The organism is Methylothermaceae bacteria B42, assembly GCA_001566965.1.
Taxonomy (GTDB): domain Bacteria; phylum Pseudomonadota; class Gammaproteobacteria; order Methylococcales; family Methylothermaceae; genus Methylohalobius.
In genome coordinates, this window is record LSNW01000005.1 from 48,555 (window position 1) to 67,408 (window position 18,854).

Here is an 18,854-nt window from a genome sequence, read left to right on the forward strand (position 1 = left end):
CCCATTGTCATCGTCTTCCCCGCTTTCTACCTTTCTTCTTACCCTTTTGGGCGCCAATTTCATCTTCATCCAGATAGCGATAGGTCTTGATCAAAGCATTCATGACCAGCTCTTTCTTTTTTTTCAGGGGTTCAATCTGCACATTGTGAATTGTCACAATACGAGGCAGTGACGCCAAACCACTGACGAACGACCCCAATTCTTGATAATCCCCAACAACTCGCACTTTGATGGGAAGTTCCGCATAGAACTCTTTTTTGATTTCAGGTTGGGGTTGGAATAATTCAAATTCCAAACCGCTGGCCAGACCGGTTTGGGAAACATCCACCAACAAATCCGGCACTTCTGCTTTATTGGGAAGCTGGCGCAACATATCTCCAAAGGATTTTTCCATTTCCGCCAATTGCTGTTTGTATTCATCCAGGTTGGCGGCCTTGCGCTGCTTGAACTCGAAGGTTTGCTTGAGCTCCTTTTCCTTCTTTTGAACAGTTTCAAGCTGTGCCAGTTGATCTTGGGTGTCAAAATAAAACCAAAGGCCTGCAACCACCGCGCACAAAATACCAATCGTTGCTAGTTTGATGGGCAGGGGCCAGGTCCCCGCCGCTTCAAGTTCCCAGTTGACTTCAGACAAATTCATGACTTGCCGCCTTCATTTTCGTTAGCTTTCGGATGGGCCTGTTTGATCTTCAAAGAAAAGCGTCCTTCCCGTTCGTGTTTGGATTTGGCTTTTGTCTCGATAATTTGCAATTGAGGTTTTTCCAGCCACGGCGAAGATTCGATATTGCGCATATAGGCCGATACCCGGGCATTGGATTGGGCAAATCCATCCACAGACAAGTTATCGCCCGATTGAGTAAGTTTGGTGATATACACGCCCTCTGGCACCGTGCGGGCAACAGAATCGAACAAGTGGACAATTTCAGGGCGGCTGGATTGAAGGCTCTGAATGATTTCCATTTTTGAAATCAGGGTTTCCTTCTTTTTTTCCAGATCGCGAATTTCCTTGATTTTCTTGTCCAGTACCGCGATCTGCATGGTCAGGTAACGATTCCTCTGCTCCTGGTATTCAATTTTGTCCGCGATGGCCATGTGCACCAGGAACATGGTAAAAGCCGTCAACCCTGTCGCCAACGCGATACTTAAAAAAAACTCCTTTTGCTGCTGCTTGCGCAGTTCCTCGCGCCAAGGCAGTAAATTGATCCGTGCCATGTCAGTCAAAACTCCTCAATGCTAGTCCACAGGCAATCATCATAGCCGGAGCGTCGTCACGCAAATTCTGGGCGTTGACCCGGCTCGACAACGACATATTGACAAAAGGATTCGCCATGATAGTGGGAATTCCTATCTTTTTTCCCACCAACTGACTAATGCCATTGATGGAAGCACATCCTCCGGCCAGTACTACGGCGTCAACACTGCGGTGGGCGCTGGAAGACATGAAAAATTGCAGGGAGCGGCCGATCTGCTGGGCCATGGCCACGCGAAAAGGTTCCAATACTTCTGTTACATAACTATCAGGCAGGCCGCCATGCTTCTTCGCCAACCCGGCCTCTTCGTAAGACAAGCCATAGCGGCGCTGGATTTCCTCGGTCAGCTGCTTACCCCCGAACCCTTGCTCCCGTGTATAAATGATCCGGTTTTTATAAAGCACATTAAAGGTAGTCATGGTCGCGCCCACATCGGCAACGGCTATGGCGCTTTCCTCCGTCACATTGTCCGGCATATGCGCACTCAGTAGCCCGAAGGTGTTTTCCAAAGCATAAGCTTCCACATCGACTACCGCCGCCTTCAGGCCAGCCAACTCCAGGGCAGCCACCCGGTTGTCGACATTTTCCCGGCGAGAAGCCGCCAGTAAGACATCGTTCATTTCCGGATTTTTGTCATTGGGGCCCAAGACCTCAAAATCCAGACTGACTTCGTCTAATGAATACGGGATATATTGATCGGCTTCCAGCTCAATTTGCTCTTCCAATTCCTGCTCACTTAAAGACGCTGGCATGGCAATCACTTTGGTAATCACCGCCGAACCTGACACTGCCACAGCCGCATGCTTGAGACGGGTACCGGATTTCTTCACGACCGACTTTAATACCTTGCCAATGGTTTCCACATTGGTGATGTTTTTCTCCACCACGGCATCGGGCGGCAAAGGCTCAACGGCATAACTTTCGACCCGGTAACGGTCGCCGTTTTTACTGAGTTCAATCAACTTCACTGCGGCGGAGCTGATATCTATTCCCAATAAGGGCGGCTTTTTGCGTTTGAATAACATAGAGACTTACTTCCTTCGGGCTGCAATACAAATCGATCTGGATACCCTGTGTGGACAATGAACGCATATCGAGCGCCCCTGTCGTAGTTTGTAGTATAGTAAAAAAAAATAAGTTGGCTGTGGCATGACACGATCGGTCCTTCAAAACCAGCCAAAAACCAATAAATGCGAGAGCCCTACATCAAGCCCCATTGAAAAGTCAGGTAGGCTGTCATCCTTAGGCAAGGCAATCTATCCTGAAAAGTAGGTTTTTGTATTCAGAAGTGATTAATTGCTTTTCGTTTATGCTTTTAGTTTTTTGCTCCCACATATTTTGAATTCAAACATCGAGAAGCAGCAGACAGGGCTTTGGCTTTTCGTACTGTTACTCTGAATATTTTCATTACTTACTCAAATTTTAGTATTTAAAAAACTTTCATGCGTGGATTACTCAAAGGATTTGTCTGGTTTTTGCTCTTGTTATTACTCTTGGGTGGCGCATTATTGGGGGGTGTTTACTACCTCTATAATCCACAACTGCCCAACCCCGATCAACTACGGGAAGTCAAGTATCAACTGCCCCTGGAAATTTACAGCCACGATGGCCAATTGATTGCCCAGTTTGGGGATAAAAAACGCACGCCACTGGATATCAAACAAATTCCCAAGCCCATGATTGACGCTGTTCTCGCGGCCGAAGATGCCCGTTTTTATCAACATAACGGGGTTGATATTCAAGGCATTTTACGGGCTGCTATTGAGTTAATCCGCAGCGGTCAAAAGCGGCAAGGCGGCAGTACCATTACCATGCAGGTGGCGCGCAACTTCTTTTTAAGCCCGGAAAAAACCTATGAACGGAAAATCAAGGAAATCCTCCTGGCGTTAAAAATCGAACGACATTTAAGCAAAGATGAAATCCTTGAGTTGTATCTCAACAAAATCTATTTGGGCCATCACGCTTATGGCGTAGCCGCCGCCGCTAATGTTTACTACGGTAAGGATCTAGCTGAACTGAATCTTGCCCAATATGCCATGATAGCCGGGCTCCCCAAGGCGCCATCGCGCTACAATCCGATCACCAACCCTAGCCGGGCTCTGGAAAGGCGTAACTACATTCTTAAACATATGCTGGAACATGGCATGATTGAAGTGCGTGAATATAATCAAGCCATTGCCCAACCAGTCACAGCCAATCTGCACAAACCCAAGGAAACGCTGTTAGCATCTCATTTGGCTGAAATGGTCCGGCAAGATTTGTTTGAACGTTATGGAGAGGCTATCTATTCAGAAGGCTATCGGGTATTCACTACCTTGAATTTGCAACTGCAAAAAGCCGCTGATTTGGCTGTAAAAAAGGGGCTTCATCAATATGATGAACGTCACGGCTATCGTGGCCCGGAAGGGAAGCTCCCCCTGAATACACCTATAGAACAGGTCACGCAATCCCTTGCCAAAATGGGCACTAAGGGGCTCACTACGCCTGGCTGGGTTACTTCCATCAACCCCCGGGCTAATTCAGCAAACGTGCTTTTAGAGCAAGACAAAACCATCACTCTGACTTGGGAAAATATCCGCTGGGCCAGGCCTGCCTTGGCTAACAATCATCTTGGCAAGCCGCCTACTTCCGTCACCCAGGTTTTAAAGCCGGGAGATTTAATCCGAGTGCGCTTCACCAAGGATGGTCAATGGCGGCTGACGCAAATTCCCAAGGTTGAAGGCGCTCTCGTCTCAGTCGATAGCCGAACCGGCGCCATCATTGCGCTTGTGGGAGGTTATGATTTCGCCTTGAGTAAATTCAACCGCGTTACGGATGCCCAGCGCCAGCCTGGTTCTGGGTTCAAGCCGGTGCTCTATACCGCCGCTTTAGAATCCGGTTTTACCGCCGCCAGCTTATTTAATGATGCGCCCATTGTTTATACGGACAGTGAAGGAGACTGGCGGCCGCAGAATTACAGCGGCCGATTTTATGGCCCTACCCGGCTCCGGGTGGCGCTCCGCAATTCCAGAAATTTGGTGTCCATCCGCTTGCTGCAAGAAGTGGGTTTGGACAAGGTCATTGAAGTAGCGCGGCGATTTGGCTTCAAACCGGAGCAGCTACCCAAAAGCCCAACCCTAGCCCTAGGTAGCGGCACGGCAACACCTTTGGACATGGCGCGGATGTTCTCTGTATTTGCCAATGGAGGTTACCGCATCAATCCTTATTATATAGAGCGGATCGAAACCGCCGATGGCACAGTCATTGAACAATCGCAACCAAAGCGCGCCTGTAACCAATGCCTGGATTCAGCCCCGCGTATCTTGGCGCCCAGAATTCATTACATCATGCACTCTTTGCTGCAAGATGTCGTCAGGCGGGGAACCGCCGTCAAGGCAAAAGTATTAAAGCGATCCGATCTTGCCGGTAAAACCGGCACCACTAATGATCAAAGAGATGCCTGGTTTAATGGCTATGCTTCGCCGCTAGTCGCGGTTTCTTGGGTGGGATTCGATTCCGCCAAGCCATTGGGCAATGGCGAGACAGGCGGCAAGGCTGCGCTGCCGATTTGGATAGAATATATGAAGACTGCCCTCAAAGATCAGCCGGAAAATGCCTTTCCCATGCCAAAAGGAATCGTAACTGTCCCTATCAATCCAGAAACAGGATTGCGCGTTACTTCCAATGCCCACGCAATCCATGAAATTTTTAGAGAAGAGTTTGCCCCGGAAGAAGAAACGGCTAATTTTCAAAATGATTCTCAACAACCCCAGGATTCGGTTTTAAATTCATTATTTTAACGACAATGGAAACCCATTCCAGAATCCGCCAACACATTGCTCAAGCCTGCGCCCGCATCATGGTTGAAGAAGGCATCAGCCAATATGCCCTGGCCAAAAAAAAGGCCATCCACAGGCTAGGCCTGGAAGGTAATCAAGACTTGCCAAGCAACGAAGAAATAGATCTAGCCTTACAGGAATATCACCGGATTTTCCGCTTTATGAAGCAGCCCCAGTTTATCCGCAAGCTGCAAGAGATTGCGCTGGAAACCATGGAATTATTTGAGGATTTTTCCCCTCGCTTGGTGGGGCCTGTATTGGAAGGCACAGCCGGGGATCATAGCCCCATTCTTCTGCACTTGTTTCCGGAAACCCCGGAAGAGGTTCTCTTAAAAATCAATCAAGTCGGCATTCCCTTCAGGGAAATGCCTTTTGCAGACGTGGAATTAAATACCAGGCTATTGAAAATCCCGGTGATTGAGTTATCCCGCGAAGAACGCATCGTCAGGATTTTCCTGTACCCCGCAATTGCCTTGCGGCAATCCTCCAAAAACGCGCCACCGCGGGCTTCTTTAAAAAAACTCAGAAAGCTGTTGGCCAGTTACAACGCAGATGAATCGTAACCGGCCAAAGAAGCATCAACTTTAAGGGTGCCTGCGGTACAGCCGGTGTGCTGGCGGTGCCGCAGACATTAGAAAATCAACAACTGACTTGAACCTAAATTCTACAAGTATTTCGGCACTCGGCAGCCAAATCAAGCCCTTATGCTGGGTTGGCTGCACCAAATTTTATGCTCGAAGTAGCGCTGCCACGCCTACGCGAAAATTGGCTTGCCGCCTTGCCTAACACCCTCGGTACTCGAATCGCTTGCAAGATGTAGGTTGAAATTAATTGCTACCGTACTTGCGGCGGAACTTGTCCACCCGGCCGGCGGTATCTACAATTTTCTGCTTGCCTGTATAGAATGGGTGACAGGCAGAACAAACTTCCACATGGATGTCCTTGCCCAGCGTGGACTTGGTTTCAAAAGTGTGTCCGCAACTACAAGTAACTGTAATTTCTTTATATTCTGGATGAATTCCAGGTTTCATGTACTTCACCTCTATCTAGACCGAACATTTTTAATGTTCGACCATTATCAGCAATGCAAAATTAAACAAGTAATCATATTGAACCTGCTGTTTTTTTACAAGCTTTAGACGTCTTTTTTCTACTATTTTTTCTCAAACCTTATAACAATACAGCCTTGGCCTTTGCACTTCTCAAGCCGGATCTTCAGAAAACTATCGAAGACTTTGAACGATTTTCGTAAAATCACTCCTAAGAATGTACCGCTAAAATCAAAAGAAACAACCGATTGATTTTGTGACGAAAAACAGGAAATCGTACTTTTGTTTTTCGTCCTCTGCAATTCACGGACAAATTGATCAGAGGTATCCTAAGTTCAAAATCATGAAAGTGAGGATTACAATGACAAGAGCAAAAACGAACATCCTGGTTTGGAGTTTTTTATTGCTGGCCGGTTGTGCAACTACAGAAAAATCAGCCCAACCCAAACATTGGCAACCTAGCACTTTGTCCTCACAAACCATCCAATCGGCACGCCAAGCCTCTAATGATTATTTTTCTTGCATCGAACATGAATTGATCCGCTACCAATATCGCGGGGGGGACTCTAGATATGAAACCGGCAAGCTGCTGAAGCGGTGCGAAAACCGTCTAGCTCCAATCCGCACCGCCTTTGCCAAAGAAAATGTGGATGACACTATTACCCAACGGTATTTACGCCGGAAACGCACCCAAGCCGCCCGTCATGTACTACGCATCATCATGTCCATGGAGGCAAGGCAAAGAGCGGCGAATCAACCGTAGCCCGAATCCTATCCCGGCGCAGGCTGTACCAGATATGCCCGTGCCGTGCCTTTATCCAGGATGCTGAAACTATATTTGTGCTTAAAAATGATACAATTTCAGTAATTTTTTACCATGATAAATTCCAGCCTACAGTGAACCAAGAAGAAAAAGGCGGATAAGGCCTAACTGTTTAACATGAGGAAACCGTTTTTTGACGGCTTCCCTGAATAATAAGGATCTTCCAAGAGGTATTCATGAAAATCGATCTGTCTCAGCTCCCAACCACTTTGGATGCTTTACATGTTGCGTTAGCGATAGCAATCTTTATCCTGCTATTTTTACTGGTTCTGGTACTGTCTATTGCCGTTATTGCATTACTCAGGCGTTCCAGCAGACCCGCAATCATCCAACAAGCCCCTCCGGCCATCAAAGAGCAACCAGCGGCGGCGATTACTGAAGCCCCCAAAGAAAAACCCGCCCCTGCCGCACCACCCAAACCTGTGATCCTACGCGAACCTACTCCGGACGCTGCGCTACAGTTTTTAGGCTTGCTCCAGGGAGAAGCGCGTTTTATCGATTTTATCGAAGAAAATATCAGCGGCTATTCAGATGCCGATGTTGGCGCCGCCGCCAGAATCGTTCACGAAGGCTGCCGTAAGGTTTTACATGACCATTTCGATATCGAGCCGGTTCGCGGCGAAAAGGAAGGCACACGAATTACAATCCCCAAAGGTTTCGACCCCGCGGAAATCCGTATTACCGGCAATATTGTAGGCCAACCCCCCTTTCAGGGAGTATTGGTACATCGTGGCTGGCGGGTGTCCAACGTGAAGTTGCCGCAGCTCTCTGAAGGCCACAAGGTCGAAATCCTGGCACCAGCGGAGGTGGAACTGTGAGTGATGAAAAACGCTATGCCGTAGGAATTGATTTGGGCACTACCAATAGTGTGGTTTCGTGGGTCAATTTGCAGCAGTGCGACGGCGAAAAAGCCCCGCTTGAAGTACTGGGCGTTCCGCAGTTAATTGCACCCGGCGAGGTGGAAGAACGGCAACAACTTCCCTCCTTTCTCTATCTACCCCACGAAGCGGAGTTACGCCCGGAAGATCTCGTTCTCCCGTGGAAAGAAAAAGTAGATCATATTGTCGGCGTGCTGGCCCGGGAGCTTGGCAGCAAAACCCCGATACGCTTGGTTTCTAGCGCCAAAAGCTGGCTGTGTCACGCCGGGGTCAACTGCAAGGAGCCTTTTCTGCCCATTGAAGCCCCGGAAGAAGTGCCCAGGGTTTCCCCCTATCAAGCCTCGATGGAATATTTACAGCATCTCCGGGATGCCTGGAATTACCATCATCCAGAGGAACCTCTGGAACAACAGCACCTCATCATCACCGTGCCCGCCTCTTTCGACCCCGCGGCCCGGGAACTGACTGCGGAAGCCGCGCGGGAATCCGGCCTTGATAACGCCATTCTTCTGGAGGAACCTCAGGCTGCATTATATAGCTGGATTCAACGCACGGAAGGCACTTGGCGCGAACAAGTCAACGTCGGCGACATTATTCTGGTGGTGGATGTTGGCGGCGGCACCACCGACTTGTCCTTGATTGCGGTGACCGAGGAAGACGGCAACCTGCAGCTCAACCGCGTTGCCGTTGGCGACCATATTCTGCTGGGCGGCGACAACATGGATTTGGCCCTGGCCTATGTAGTCAAGATGAAGCTGGAACAAGAAGGCACCCAACTCGATCCCTGGCAGATCCAGGCCCTGACCCACAGTTGCCGGGAAGCCAAGGAACAACTGTTGGCCGATCCTGAGTTAACTTCCGCCCCGGTGATCGTCCCCAGCCGGGGGTCGAAACTGATTGGCGGTACGCTGCGCAGTGAATTAACCCGGGAAGAAGTTGACCGGACGCTCATCGATGGTTTTTTCCCCATTGTGGAAATCGACGAAAAGCCGATCTCCCGCCCCCGAACCGGCTTAACCACACTGGGCCTGCCCTATGCGCAAGATGCCCGCATTACCACGCACTTGGCTTACTTCCTCAGCCGTCAAGTCAGCGCGGCGGATGAATTGGAAGATATTCAACTCCCTGAAAATGCCCGGTTTATCCACCCTTCGGCTGTGCTTCTTAATGGCGGGGTGTTCAAGGCAAAGTTACTATCGGAACGGTTATTGGAAGTGGTCAACCATTGGCTGACCCGGGATAACGCCGAGCCCGCCCGCTTGCTGGAAGGCGCTGACCTGGACCTGGCCGTCTCCAGAGGCGCCGCCTACTATGGTTATGTCCGTCTTGGCGGCGGCGTGAGAATTCGTGGCGGTACCGCCGCGGCCTATTATGTAGGCGTGGAAAGCGCCATGCCGGCCATTCCGGGTTTTCCGCCACCCATACGACTGCTTTGCGTCGCGCCATTCGGCATGGAAGAAGGTACCGAAGCACCACTCCCCCCCTATGAGTTTGGCGTTGTGGTGGGAGAGCCCGTGCGCTTCCGCTTTTTTGCTTCCACCATCCGCCGGGAAGATCAAGTGGGCACCTTACTGGATCAATGGCGTGAGGACGAAATCGAAGAACTGGATGAAATTGAAATCACACTGCCACCGGAAAATCATAAACCGGGAGAAGTCGTCCCGGTCAAGCTCGCCGCGGCCGTTACTGAAGTAGGCACATTGCGCCTGGAAGCTGTCGCCAAAGACACAGGAGAACGCTGGAAGATTGAGTTTGAAGTTCGGGAAAAGGAGACGCCCGCTGCCGCTGCTTCCACAAGCACTGAAACCACAACTCAGACTGAACCTGAGCTGGAACAGGCGCTTGAAAATAACGTCCAACAAGAACCCATTGAACAACCTGCTGCAGCCACGGATGAAAACCCCGCTCCCGAAGAAACGCCAGGACAAGGCGATGAGAAAAAACCGGCCTTTTGGCCTTTCAAAAAGTGATAACCCTTAAAATACCCTCTTATAGGTAATGTCAAGGAGGGAGGGGAACGGCTCTTGGGAAGGCTGGTGGCCAGGATGATGCCAGGAAGTTAATGGCATTTCCCGAAAACCGTTCCCCAGGCTCATTGAGATAGCTTCAAAGGATGACTCAACCCAAGCAACCTCGTTACTGGATTGGCATTGATCTCGGCACCACCCACACCGTCGTGGCCTATGCCGATCGCAAGCTGGGAAAAAACGCGCCCATCGAGCGTTTTGCCATTCCCCAATTAATCGCGCCTGGCGAGGTTGCCGAACGACCGCTACTCCCCTCGGTACGCTATCATCCCATTGAAGGGGAAATTGCCCCAGAATCCCACAGCCTCCCCTGGCCGCAACCGGATATCAACGACCCGGTTCCCAGCGCCATCCTGGGCGAATTTGCCCGGCAATTGGGTGTCAAGTCTCAAGGGCGGATGGTTACCAGCGCCAAAAGCTGGCTGTGTAACTCCAATGTGGACAGAATGGCGGAAATTCTGCCCTGGGGCGCGCCCAAGGAAGTGCCCAAAGTGTCTCCCTTAACGGCATCCGCCAGCTTTCTTGCCCATGTGCGCGGCGCATGGAATTATCGTTTACCTGATTATCCCATGGAAGATCAGGAAGTCGTTATTACCGTCCCTGCTTCCTTCGATGACGCCGCCCGCGCCTTAACCCTGGGGGCCGCCCGCCAGGCCGGATTACCCCAAATCCATCTGCTCGAGGAGCCCCAAGCGGTTTGCTACGACTGGCTCAACCGCCATCAAAACAACCTGCGCTTGCTCAATAATGTGCGTTTATTGTTAGTGGTTGACTTGGGCGGCGGCACCACCGATCTTACCCTAATTCAAGTCGAGCAAGGAAAAAAACAACCCAAACTGACCCGGGTGGGCGTGGGTAATCACTTGCTGCTGGGCGGAGACAACATTGATTTAATGCTGGCCCATTTGGCCGAAGAACACCTGATCGATCAAGGACAGAAACTTTCCCCTGCGGATTTCTATCAATTGATCGAGCAATGCCGGTCCGCCAAAGAACGGTTATTGACAGAAGATAGTCCGGAGTCCGCCACCGTCACTGTTTTGGGAAGCGGCTCGAAACTTATCGGCGGCGCCCGGTCTGTGGAATTGACACGGGAAGAGGTCAGGCATATCGTTTTGGACGGCTTCTTCCCCGAAGCCACCCTTTCCGATCATCCCCACGGCAAACGTCTGGGCCTGGTGGAATTCGGCTTGCCTTATGTCTCTGATCCGGCCATCACCAAACATATTGCCGCATTCCTTTGCCTTCATACCCAGGCGGCGCGGGAAGCCTTGGGCGATGCCTCCGCCCCGCCGGTACCCGACGCCATTCTTCTCAATGGCGGCGTGTTCCGCAGTCACATCATCAGCCAACGATTGCTGGATATCGTCTCTTCCTGGAGCAGCCAAGGGCTGCTGCATTTGGACAATCCCCGGCCCGATTTCGCCGTGGCCGCGGGCGCGGTCGCCTACGCCATGGCGCGGCAAGGTCTGCAGCTTAAAATCCAGGGAGGGGCCGCACGCAGCTACTTTTTGGTGGTGGAAGACGAACGGGGAGACACCCGAGGTATTTGCCTACTCCCCAAAGGCACCCCTGAAGAGACGGAAGTCATCCTGGAAAACCGGATTTTTGCTCTCCGTTTGGGAAAGGCGGTACGCTTTAATCTGGTCACCTCCAATGAGGATACCAACTACCAACCCGGCGAAATCATCAGTCTCGAGAATGAAGACTATGCCAATCTGCCACCTTCGGCCGTGGCATTAGACCCTCAATCCAGCGATGGAGAATCGGAAATCAACGTCAAGCTCGCCGCACAATTGACGGAAATCGGCACCCTGCAACTGCACTGCATTGCGGCAGACAACCCCAAGCAACGTTGGCAATTGGAATTTCAACTGAGAAAATCCAGCCCGGCGCCCCAGGATTTCCTATCCACCGAATCAAGCCACCCTAACATTAACGAAGCCAAGACTTTGATTGGCGAAGTTTTTGGCAAGAAATCCAAGTCAGTCTCACCCAAACTGGTCAAAACTCTCCGGGGCGAATTGGAAAAATGCCTGGGATCCCGGGACGGCTGGGACATCAACTTGTTACGCGAACTGGCGGATCATTTACTGGATGGCCTCAAATACCGCCGCCGCAGTCCGCAGCACGAAAGAACCTGGTTCAGCCTGACCGGCTTCTGCCTGCGTCCGGGCTTTGGTTATCCATTGGATGACTGGCGCCTGGAGCAATCCTGGAATCTTTACCAACCGGGGTTGCAATTCGTCAACGTGATTCAGAATTGGGCGGAATGGTGGACATTCTGGCGCCGTATTGCGGGGGGGCTGAATCCAGAACAACAACTTCAGATCTATCAAGATATCAAGGATTACATCGATCCCGTCAAGGCCCGCAAAGGTAAAATGGCTAGTCTGGCCAAGCAACACAGTTATGAGAATATCGTTCGCCTGGCAGCGGTGCTGGAGTTACTGCCGGTCGAAGACAAAATCCAATCAGGCAATTGGCTGCTTACCCGCCTGCAAAAGAATCCCAAGGAACCGGAGCAAAGTGCCTGGGCTTTGGGTAGAATCGGCTGCCGCATCCCCTTTTATGCCAGCAGCCACCATGTGGTTCCCAAGGAAGCCAGCCAGGCTTGGCTGGAAAAACTATTGCAACTGGACTTCAAAAAGAAACCAGCCCTGGGCTTTGCCGCCGCCCTGTTGGCCCGCATGAGCGGCGACCGGGTACGGGATATTGATGAATCTTTAAGACAAGCCGTCATTAAGAAACTGCGACAGTCAAAAGCGCCTGCCTCCTGGATTGATATGGTCAGCCAACCTGTGAGCGAATTGTCCCAGGAAGATGAAAAGAGGATGTTTGGGGAATCCTTGCCACCGGGGTTGAAGTTAATCGCCTGAACCAGATCTAGATAGCTTCCACAAAGCGCTTTTCAGCCCAATTGGATGAAGAAAGCACTGCCCGGCCGCCTTCCAGTTGGTACACCCGGTCGGCGATTTCCACCATGGCTGGCTGATGGGAAATGGCGAGGATGGTGACTTCATGTTTCAATCCCGCCAAAGTGCGGCAAATTGCCCGTTGATTTTTGGGATCCAATGCGCTGGTGGCCTCGTCCAAAATCAACAGTTTAGGCCGGTGCACCAATGCCCGGGCAATCATGATCCGCTGTCTTTGTCCACCGGAGAGTCTGGCGCCCCGCTCTCCCACAACCGTCTCGATCCCTTGAGGCAAGGCGGTAATGAATTCCCAGGCGCCCGCGGCCTTTAACGCCCACTCGGCGTCGGCGCGGGAAAGGGAGGGATCACCAAAGGTGACATTGTAGAGCACGGTATCGTGCAGAAGCAGATTGTCCTGGGGCACATAACCAATCATCCGCCGCCAGGCACGGAGATTCATCTGGCTCAAATCGATCCCATCCACCAGGATTTTCCCGCTCTGAGGGCTCAGCAAACCAATAATCAAATCCACCACGGTGGTCTTCCCAGCGCCGGAAAAACCAATCAATGTGGTCAATTTTCCGGCGGGGATTTCAAGACTGATCGATTTAAGGATTGGCTTGCGGTCATAAGCGAAGGAAACGTTTTCCAGCTCGATCCCGTGATTCAAAGTGGGTTTCAACTGTCCACCCAATGGTTCGACATTGCGCTCGGCTTCCTCGATAGTCGCCTGCAGAGACCAATAGGCGCTTTCGCAGACCACCATGTTTTGGTACAAGCTTTGAACCTTGCCCAAACTGGTCATGACCCGGCTCAGCAACAACAGCAACACCATGACTTCCGCCGCCGGCATTCGCCATTGCACCAGCCCGATATAAAAACCCAGGCCCACCAAACCCATAAACGCAGGCGTCTGGATTGCCTTTAAGGCTTCCTTACTCAAGACTTGCCGCTCCAAAGCCTTGTTCAAGCGGATAGTTTCGGTGCTGATGACCCGATCGGCCAAATCTTCCCGCCCCATGGCTTTCAGCGGTTTAACTGATTGCAATATATCCGTCAATTGCCTGAGCAGCGCCTTGAGCACTTTGGTTTGGCGCTTCCCCGCCTTCCTTGCCATGCGCACGAAATAACGCAATACGAACAAGATGGCCATCGAAGCGGTCATATAAGCCAAGGTCGCTTTCCAGGAAATGGTCAATGCCACCCCAATATAGGCCATGAGCTGAATCATCGCCGCCAGCATGGTCGTGCCATGCAAATAGGCCTTGGAGGCTCTATCGGGTTCGCTGGACATGGCATTGGCAAGCATGCCAATGGGTTGTTTCAAATAAAACAGCCAGCGCGCGGACAACAGGGCTTTTAAGAGAGAGAGGCGAAGATCTGTCGCCACCCGGGCGATGGTATAACCCACGTATTTCTTGGCAATCAGAATAAAACCGCTTCGCAGCACAATGCCTGCGACTAAAACGGCTATTAACAACCCCAGGCTGGGCGTCAATCCAATCCATTCTATGGCTTGCACCAGGTAGTGATTTTTTTGCTCGTCACCCAGAGAGATGCCGCCTTGCCCGCTTTGTTCCACCGCCACACTGAGCATGGGGAGTAACGCGGTCAGGCTGATGCCCTCCACTAGCCCGGCAACAATCAAGGCAAGCAAAACAATGATGCTTTGCTTGGGATAGGCTTTGAGGAAACGGATCAGAAGCTGCACTTTGTCACCCTAAGAATCACCGCTTTTCATACCATGGGCGGATAATACTTTGGCAAAGACATCGAGCAATGTATCAATTTGTCCAGGCGCATGGGCGGCGCTCATACTGCATCGCAGCATGCATCTTGTATCGGGAGATGCCGGGGGCATCACCAAATTGACATACACGCCACTGTGCAAGAGGTCATGCCAGATGGCTATGGCTTCGGGCCGAGATTCGCCCAGCATGATGGGAATCACAGGACTTAGTTGAGGGCCGAGCCGGCAACCCATTTGCTTCAATCCCTCATAAAAACGGGACGCATTGTTCCATAATTTTTCCCGTAATTCCGCCCCTTCCCGTAACAGTCGCAAAGCCACGCGGGTTGAGGCAATCAGGGACGGAGATGATGACGCGGTAAAAATATAAGGCCGGGCGGCATAGCGAAGAATTTCCAGTTCCGGGTGGTGACTCACGCAATAGCCCCCGATAGACCCTAGACTTTTACTGAAAGTCCCAACAATGAAATCGACTTGATCTTCCACTTGTTCCGCCTGGGAGGCACCTCGGCCGGTTTCGCCAAGTACCCCTAAGGAATGCGCCTCATCCACCATCAAGTAAGCGCCATATTCCTGCTTGACCGCGGCAATCTCTTTCAGGGGGGCAACATCGCCCAGCATGCTGTAAATGCCCTCCACGACCACCAAGGTCCGGGAAGCCCTGTCTTTTAACCGCCGCAAACGCTTGGCCAAATCGTCAGCATCGTTATGGCGAAAGCGGATCACTTCCGCATTGCTCATGCGGCAACCGTCATAAATACTGGCGTGACTATCGGAATCAATCAAAATGACATCATCAGCGCCAGGTACAGTGGAAAGGATCGCCAGGTTGGCCAGATAGCCGGTGGAAAACACCATGGCGTAGGGCTTGTCGTAAAATTCGGCGAATTCGCGCTCCAAGGCCAGATGATCGGCATAATTACCATTGGCCATTCGCGAGCCCGTAGTACCGCAACCTTGTTCCCGCAAAGCTTTTTCCGCGGCGGCGATACACTCGGGATGAAACGTCAGCCCCAAATAATTATTGGTGCCCGCCAAAATCACCCGGTGACCATTGACAACCGCTTCCGTGGGTGAAAGGATCTTCTCTACCTTCACATTGAAGGGATCAACACCGATATCGCTCAGTTCAGCCCTTGCGGCCAAAAGGGGCTTGAATTTATCAAACAGGCTCATTCGGACTCGAGAATTTGATGGATTTTTTGCGCCAGATCTCCAACGGTCCGAACATCCGGCAACACATTAAGCGGGATGGATACATCGAACTGATCTTCGATTTCCTGGAGCAAGTTCATAACCTTCATGGAATCCAGCCCCAAATTATCCACCAATTCCATCTCGGGAGAAAGTTCCTTGGCGTTGGGCACCATGGGGCGAATCAAATCAAATAGTTCATTCAGAATTTCTTCGTAAGATTTCATAATTTCATTGAATCGAGTGAAATAACCATTGGAATTTATAGTGGCACGTTGCCATGGATTGTCAACCAAACAAAATCGCCACCTCACTATTTATCCGCTCTGGTGGCGGAGATGCAAACGGATAGGTGGTAAGGATCGCTACCTCAACCAGCAAGCGCTAGTTGGAACCCTTGCTCAAACTGTACCTTGGGTTCCCAGGGTAACAGGCGATTAATTTTGGCGTTATCACAAACCCAATTCTCATGCCGCAACTCTTTGACCTTTCCCGGCGTCAACATGGGAGGAAAACCCAAAACCTTTGCCGATCCAGCGGCAACCAACGCAATAGATTGAAGTAGCCACCCCGGTACTGGCACAGACACAACGGGTCTTCCGCGCACTCGTCTGGCAATGGTTACCACTTCCTGCCAATCATACCCGCCTTCTTTGTTGTCATCTAATTCCAAAATCTCGCCCTTGGGGAATTTTTGCAATACGCTGGAAACAGCAGCCGCCAAATCTCCCACATATAACAATGAAAACCTGGCCTCTCTTGGGCCTAAAATGGGCGCAAACCCTAGAGCCATAGATTTGAGCAGGGGTAAGAGTTCTTGATCTCCAGGACCGTAAACAGCGGGAGGACGTAAAATCACCCAGGGCAAATCCTGGCTGCCGGTTAGAACTGCTTCCCCCCGGCATTTACTCAAAGCATAGGGTGAAAGGTGGGGCTGGCGGGCAGCAAGGGAAGAAAATAAAACGAATTTGGGAGGACGGGGGCAAGCGGCGGTGATTTCGGCCAAACGCTCAACGCCGTCTACATTGACGCTATCGAATTCCGCCTGAGAAATCCCCCGCACTAACCCCGCGCAGTGAACCACGGCATCCGCATTAGATACCAATTCTTCCAGCGCGGAAGTATCCTCCAGGGTGCCAGTGCAAACTTCGTAACTGTGCTGACTGGGAAGCTTCTTTTCTGACCCTGGCCGAACCAGGGTTTTTACCCGCCAGCCTTCTTCCTCCAATTTCCGTGCAACGGCAGCGCCAATAAAACCTGTGGCTCCGGTAATGGCAACCGTGGGTTTTATATTCCGATCAGACGGCACGGCGGTCGGCTTTGGGCCGAGTCTGCTCCTCGTTATGACACATCCCAATCATGGAAAAGTCATGGGTGGCGATAAAATTTTGCCGCGCTTTGGAGCGGGACAATTTACCCGAGGAAGTCCGCGGCAAGGTATGCAGCGGCACCAGCTCAATCATACAATCCACGCCCACTTCCGAACGGACCCGGTTGCGGATGCGGTCAAGCAAATCCTTACGCTTTGTATCATCTGTTTCCCGGCATTGAACAACCAAAACTGTCAAATCACCGCCATTGGGGCCAGGCACGCCAAATGCAAGCGCGTCACCGGGACGAACTTCAGGTTGCTGCTCCGCCAGGTATTCCAGATCCTGGGGCCAGATATTACGGCCATTGACGATAATCAAATCTTTTTCGCGGCCGGTCAAATACAAACGATCACCCACCAAATAGCCCAAATCGCCGGTATTGAGCCAGCCGTCTTCACTCAAGACTTCTTGGGTAATTTGGGGCTCTTCAAAATAACCTGACATCACACTGGGGCCACGTAGAAAAACAGTGCCAATTTGGCGGTCTGGCAACTCGTTACCTTGCTCGTCTTTAATCATAAGCTCAAAACCGGGAAGCAATTGGCCGCAATCGACAAACCGCCTCACTTCTTTTGCAACCGTCGATGTAGAAGGAACGGCAACGCTATCATACGCCAGTTTCTCGGCATCCACGGCATCTGTTTTCAGGCCTTGACCCAATGGCGCAAAGGTGACTGCAAGTGAACACTCGGCCATACCATAGCAAGGTAAAAAGGCACCCTTATCAAATCCCGCAGGCGCCAAAGCATCAGCAAAACGATCCAGCGCTTCGGTACGGATCATTTCAGCGCCCACGCCCGCCACTCGCCAAGCGCTGAGATCAAATTTTTCCGCCTCGCCAGGGCGCAACCGCCGCTGACACAATTCATAGCCAAATGGAGGACCGAAGGAGATGGTCGCTTTATTCTTGGACATTAACGCCAACCATTGGCGGGGGCGCATGGCAAATTCCCGGGTACCCAAATAATCCACGGAAACCTGAGAAGCTACCGGCGTCAGCATCAAGCCAACCAGTCCCATGTCGTGATAAAAGGGCAGCCAGGAAACCGCCCGGTCGCCAGGACGTAACTTCACGCCGTGCTGAGCGATACCCGCCAAATTATCCATCACCGCCGCTTGCTTAATCATCACGCCCCGGGGAAAGCGGGTACTTCCAGAGGTATATTGCAAATAGGCCAGCTCATTCGATTGTAGCGGCTGCAGCTCGGTTTCCGACTCAGACAATTCGTCAAAGTCCTCAGGCGTACCGAAATACTTAATTTCAAGCCCCTCCGTTGCTTCATTCAAAAACGAAGCAAAACCTTCCGGGGCCATGGCAATACTTGGCTTACAGCTCTCCAGCATCGCCCGCAATTGGCGAACGTATGCCTGGTGACTGCCCAAACTGAAAGGAATCGGTAATGGCACAGGGATTAACCCTGCATATTGACAGGCAAAGAAAAAACGCATGAAATCAGGATTGGTCTCGGCAACGAGTGCCACTCGGGACTGCCGCTCCAGATTCAGCCCGGCCAACCGCCGCGCCAGAATGAGCGCTTCTTCCCTTAGTTTGGCGTAGGGCAATGCCTCGTAGAACTCTCCCCTGCCGTTGTAGAAATTACATCCCGTTTGGCCTAATGCGGCATAATCCAAAGCTTCCGCGAGTGTGGAAAAATCGGCAGGTCGCAAAGGCAGAGTATTTTCAGTTGGCGTAGCTTGAGCACCCAAGAGCCTCTCCCCTTATTCTTAAATATATCGAACAATTGCTGTGACCAAAGCAACAGGCGATGGCTAATCCATC

Annotated in this window: 12 protein-coding genes and 3 pseudogenes; 6 read left to right on the forward strand and 9 right to left on the reverse strand. The window is 51.4% G+C overall.

Going from position 1 to position 18,854, the window contains the following annotated elements; genetic code table 11:
* Window positions 1–7 precede the first annotated feature (7 nt).
* The 3 genes from AXA67_03460 to AXA67_03470 are packed head-to-tail and all read right to left on the reverse strand — an operon-like array spanning window position 8 to window position 2,272.
* The gene (locus tag AXA67_03460; protein ID KXJ41864.1) at window positions 8–637 is read right to left on the reverse strand and encodes a pilus assembly protein PilO; all 630 of its coding nucleotides are present in this window, start codon (window positions 635–637) and stop codon (window positions 8–10) included.
* Window positions 634–1,209 carry a pilus assembly protein PilN gene (locus AXA67_03465; GenBank protein KXJ41865.1) on the reverse strand — a complete coding sequence of 192 codons (576 nt, stop codon included), beginning with the start codon at window positions 1,207–1,209 and terminating at the stop codon, window positions 634–636. The genes AXA67_03460 and AXA67_03465 overlap by 4 nt, the downstream gene beginning before the upstream one ends.
* Window position 1,210: 1 nt before the next feature.
* On the reverse strand, window positions 1,211–2,272 hold the full coding sequence (locus AXA67_03470) for a pilus assembly protein PilM (protein ID KXJ41866.1): 1,062 nt from the start codon (window positions 2,270–2,272) through the stop codon (window positions 1,211–1,213).
* 417 nt (window positions 2,273–2,689) lie between these two features.
* Here AXA67_03470 and AXA67_03475 point away from each other — a divergent pair, with 417 nt between their 5' ends.
* Window positions 2,690–5,026, forward strand: coding sequence for a peptidase (locus AXA67_03475; protein KXJ41867.1), 2,337 nt, complete (start codon window positions 2,690–2,692; stop codon window positions 5,024–5,026).
* 5 nt (window positions 5,027–5,031) lie between these two features.
* Window positions 5,032–5,628: a hypothetical protein gene (locus tag AXA67_03480; protein ID KXJ41868.1), complete on the forward strand. Its 597-nt coding sequence runs from the start codon at window positions 5,032–5,034 to the stop codon at window positions 5,626–5,628.
* A 264-nt stretch (window positions 5,629–5,892) separates the two neighbouring features.
* Here AXA67_03480 and rpmE read toward each other — a convergent pair whose 3' ends face one another.
* Window positions 5,893–6,096, reverse strand: a complete 204-nt coding sequence (gene rpmE / locus AXA67_03485; protein ID KXJ41869.1) for a 50S ribosomal protein L31 — start codon at window positions 6,094–6,096, stop codon at window positions 5,893–5,895.
* Window positions 6,097–6,475: 379 nt separating this feature from the next.
* Here rpmE and AXA67_03490 point away from each other — a divergent pair, with 379 nt between their 5' ends.
* The 4 genes and pseudogenes from AXA67_03490 to AXA67_03505 all read left to right on the forward strand — a co-directional run bounded on the left by AXA67_03490 (window position 6,476) and on the right by AXA67_03505 (window position 12,721).
* A complete protein-coding gene (locus AXA67_03490; GenBank protein ID KXJ41870.1) occupies window positions 6,476–6,877 on the forward strand; it encodes a hypothetical protein in 402 nt (133 codons plus the stop codon).
* A 236-nt stretch (window positions 6,878–7,113) separates the two neighbouring features.
* On the forward strand, window positions 7,114–7,755 hold the full coding sequence (locus tag AXA67_03495; GenBank protein ID KXJ41871.1) for a hypothetical protein: 642 nt from the start codon (window positions 7,114–7,116) through the stop codon (window positions 7,753–7,755).
* Window positions 7,752–9,593: pseudogene (locus AXA67_03500) on the forward strand (molecular chaperone DnaK). The gene AXA67_03495 and the pseudogene AXA67_03500 overlap by 4 nt, the downstream one beginning before the upstream one ends.
* A gap of 335 nt (window positions 9,594–9,928) precedes the next feature.
* Window positions 9,929–12,721 (forward strand): molecular chaperone DnaK, encoded by a 2,793-nt coding sequence (locus AXA67_03505; protein ID KXJ41872.1) that lies wholly within the window; start codon window positions 9,929–9,931, stop codon window positions 12,719–12,721.
* 70 nt (window positions 12,722–12,791) lie between these two features.
* Here AXA67_03505 and AXA67_03510 read toward each other — a convergent pair.
* From AXA67_03510 to AXA67_03530, 5 genes and pseudogenes are all read right to left on the reverse strand, one after another.
* Window positions 12,792–14,468 (reverse strand): annotated as a pseudogene (locus tag AXA67_03510) (hypothetical protein).
* Between the two features lie 9 nt (window positions 14,469–14,477).
* Entirely contained in the window at window positions 14,478–15,683 is a 1,206-nt protein-coding gene (locus AXA67_03515; GenBank protein KXJ41873.1) for an 8-amino-7-oxononanoate synthase, read from the reverse strand.
* Window positions 15,680–15,928 carry an acyl carrier protein gene (locus AXA67_03520; protein KXJ41912.1) on the reverse strand — a complete coding sequence of 83 codons (249 nt, stop codon included), beginning with the start codon at window positions 15,926–15,928 and terminating at the stop codon, window positions 15,680–15,682. The genes AXA67_03515 and AXA67_03520 overlap by 4 nt, the downstream gene beginning before the upstream one ends.
* Window positions 15,929–16,071: 143 nt before the next feature.
* Window positions 16,072–17,010 (reverse strand): hypothetical protein, encoded by a 939-nt coding sequence (locus AXA67_03525; protein KXJ41874.1) that lies wholly within the window; start codon window positions 17,008–17,010, stop codon window positions 16,072–16,074.
* 67 nt (window positions 17,011–17,077) lie between these two features.
* Window positions 17,078–18,781 (reverse strand): annotated as a pseudogene (locus AXA67_03530) (acyl-CoA synthetase).
* Between the last annotated feature and the right edge of the window lie 73 nt (window positions 18,782–18,854).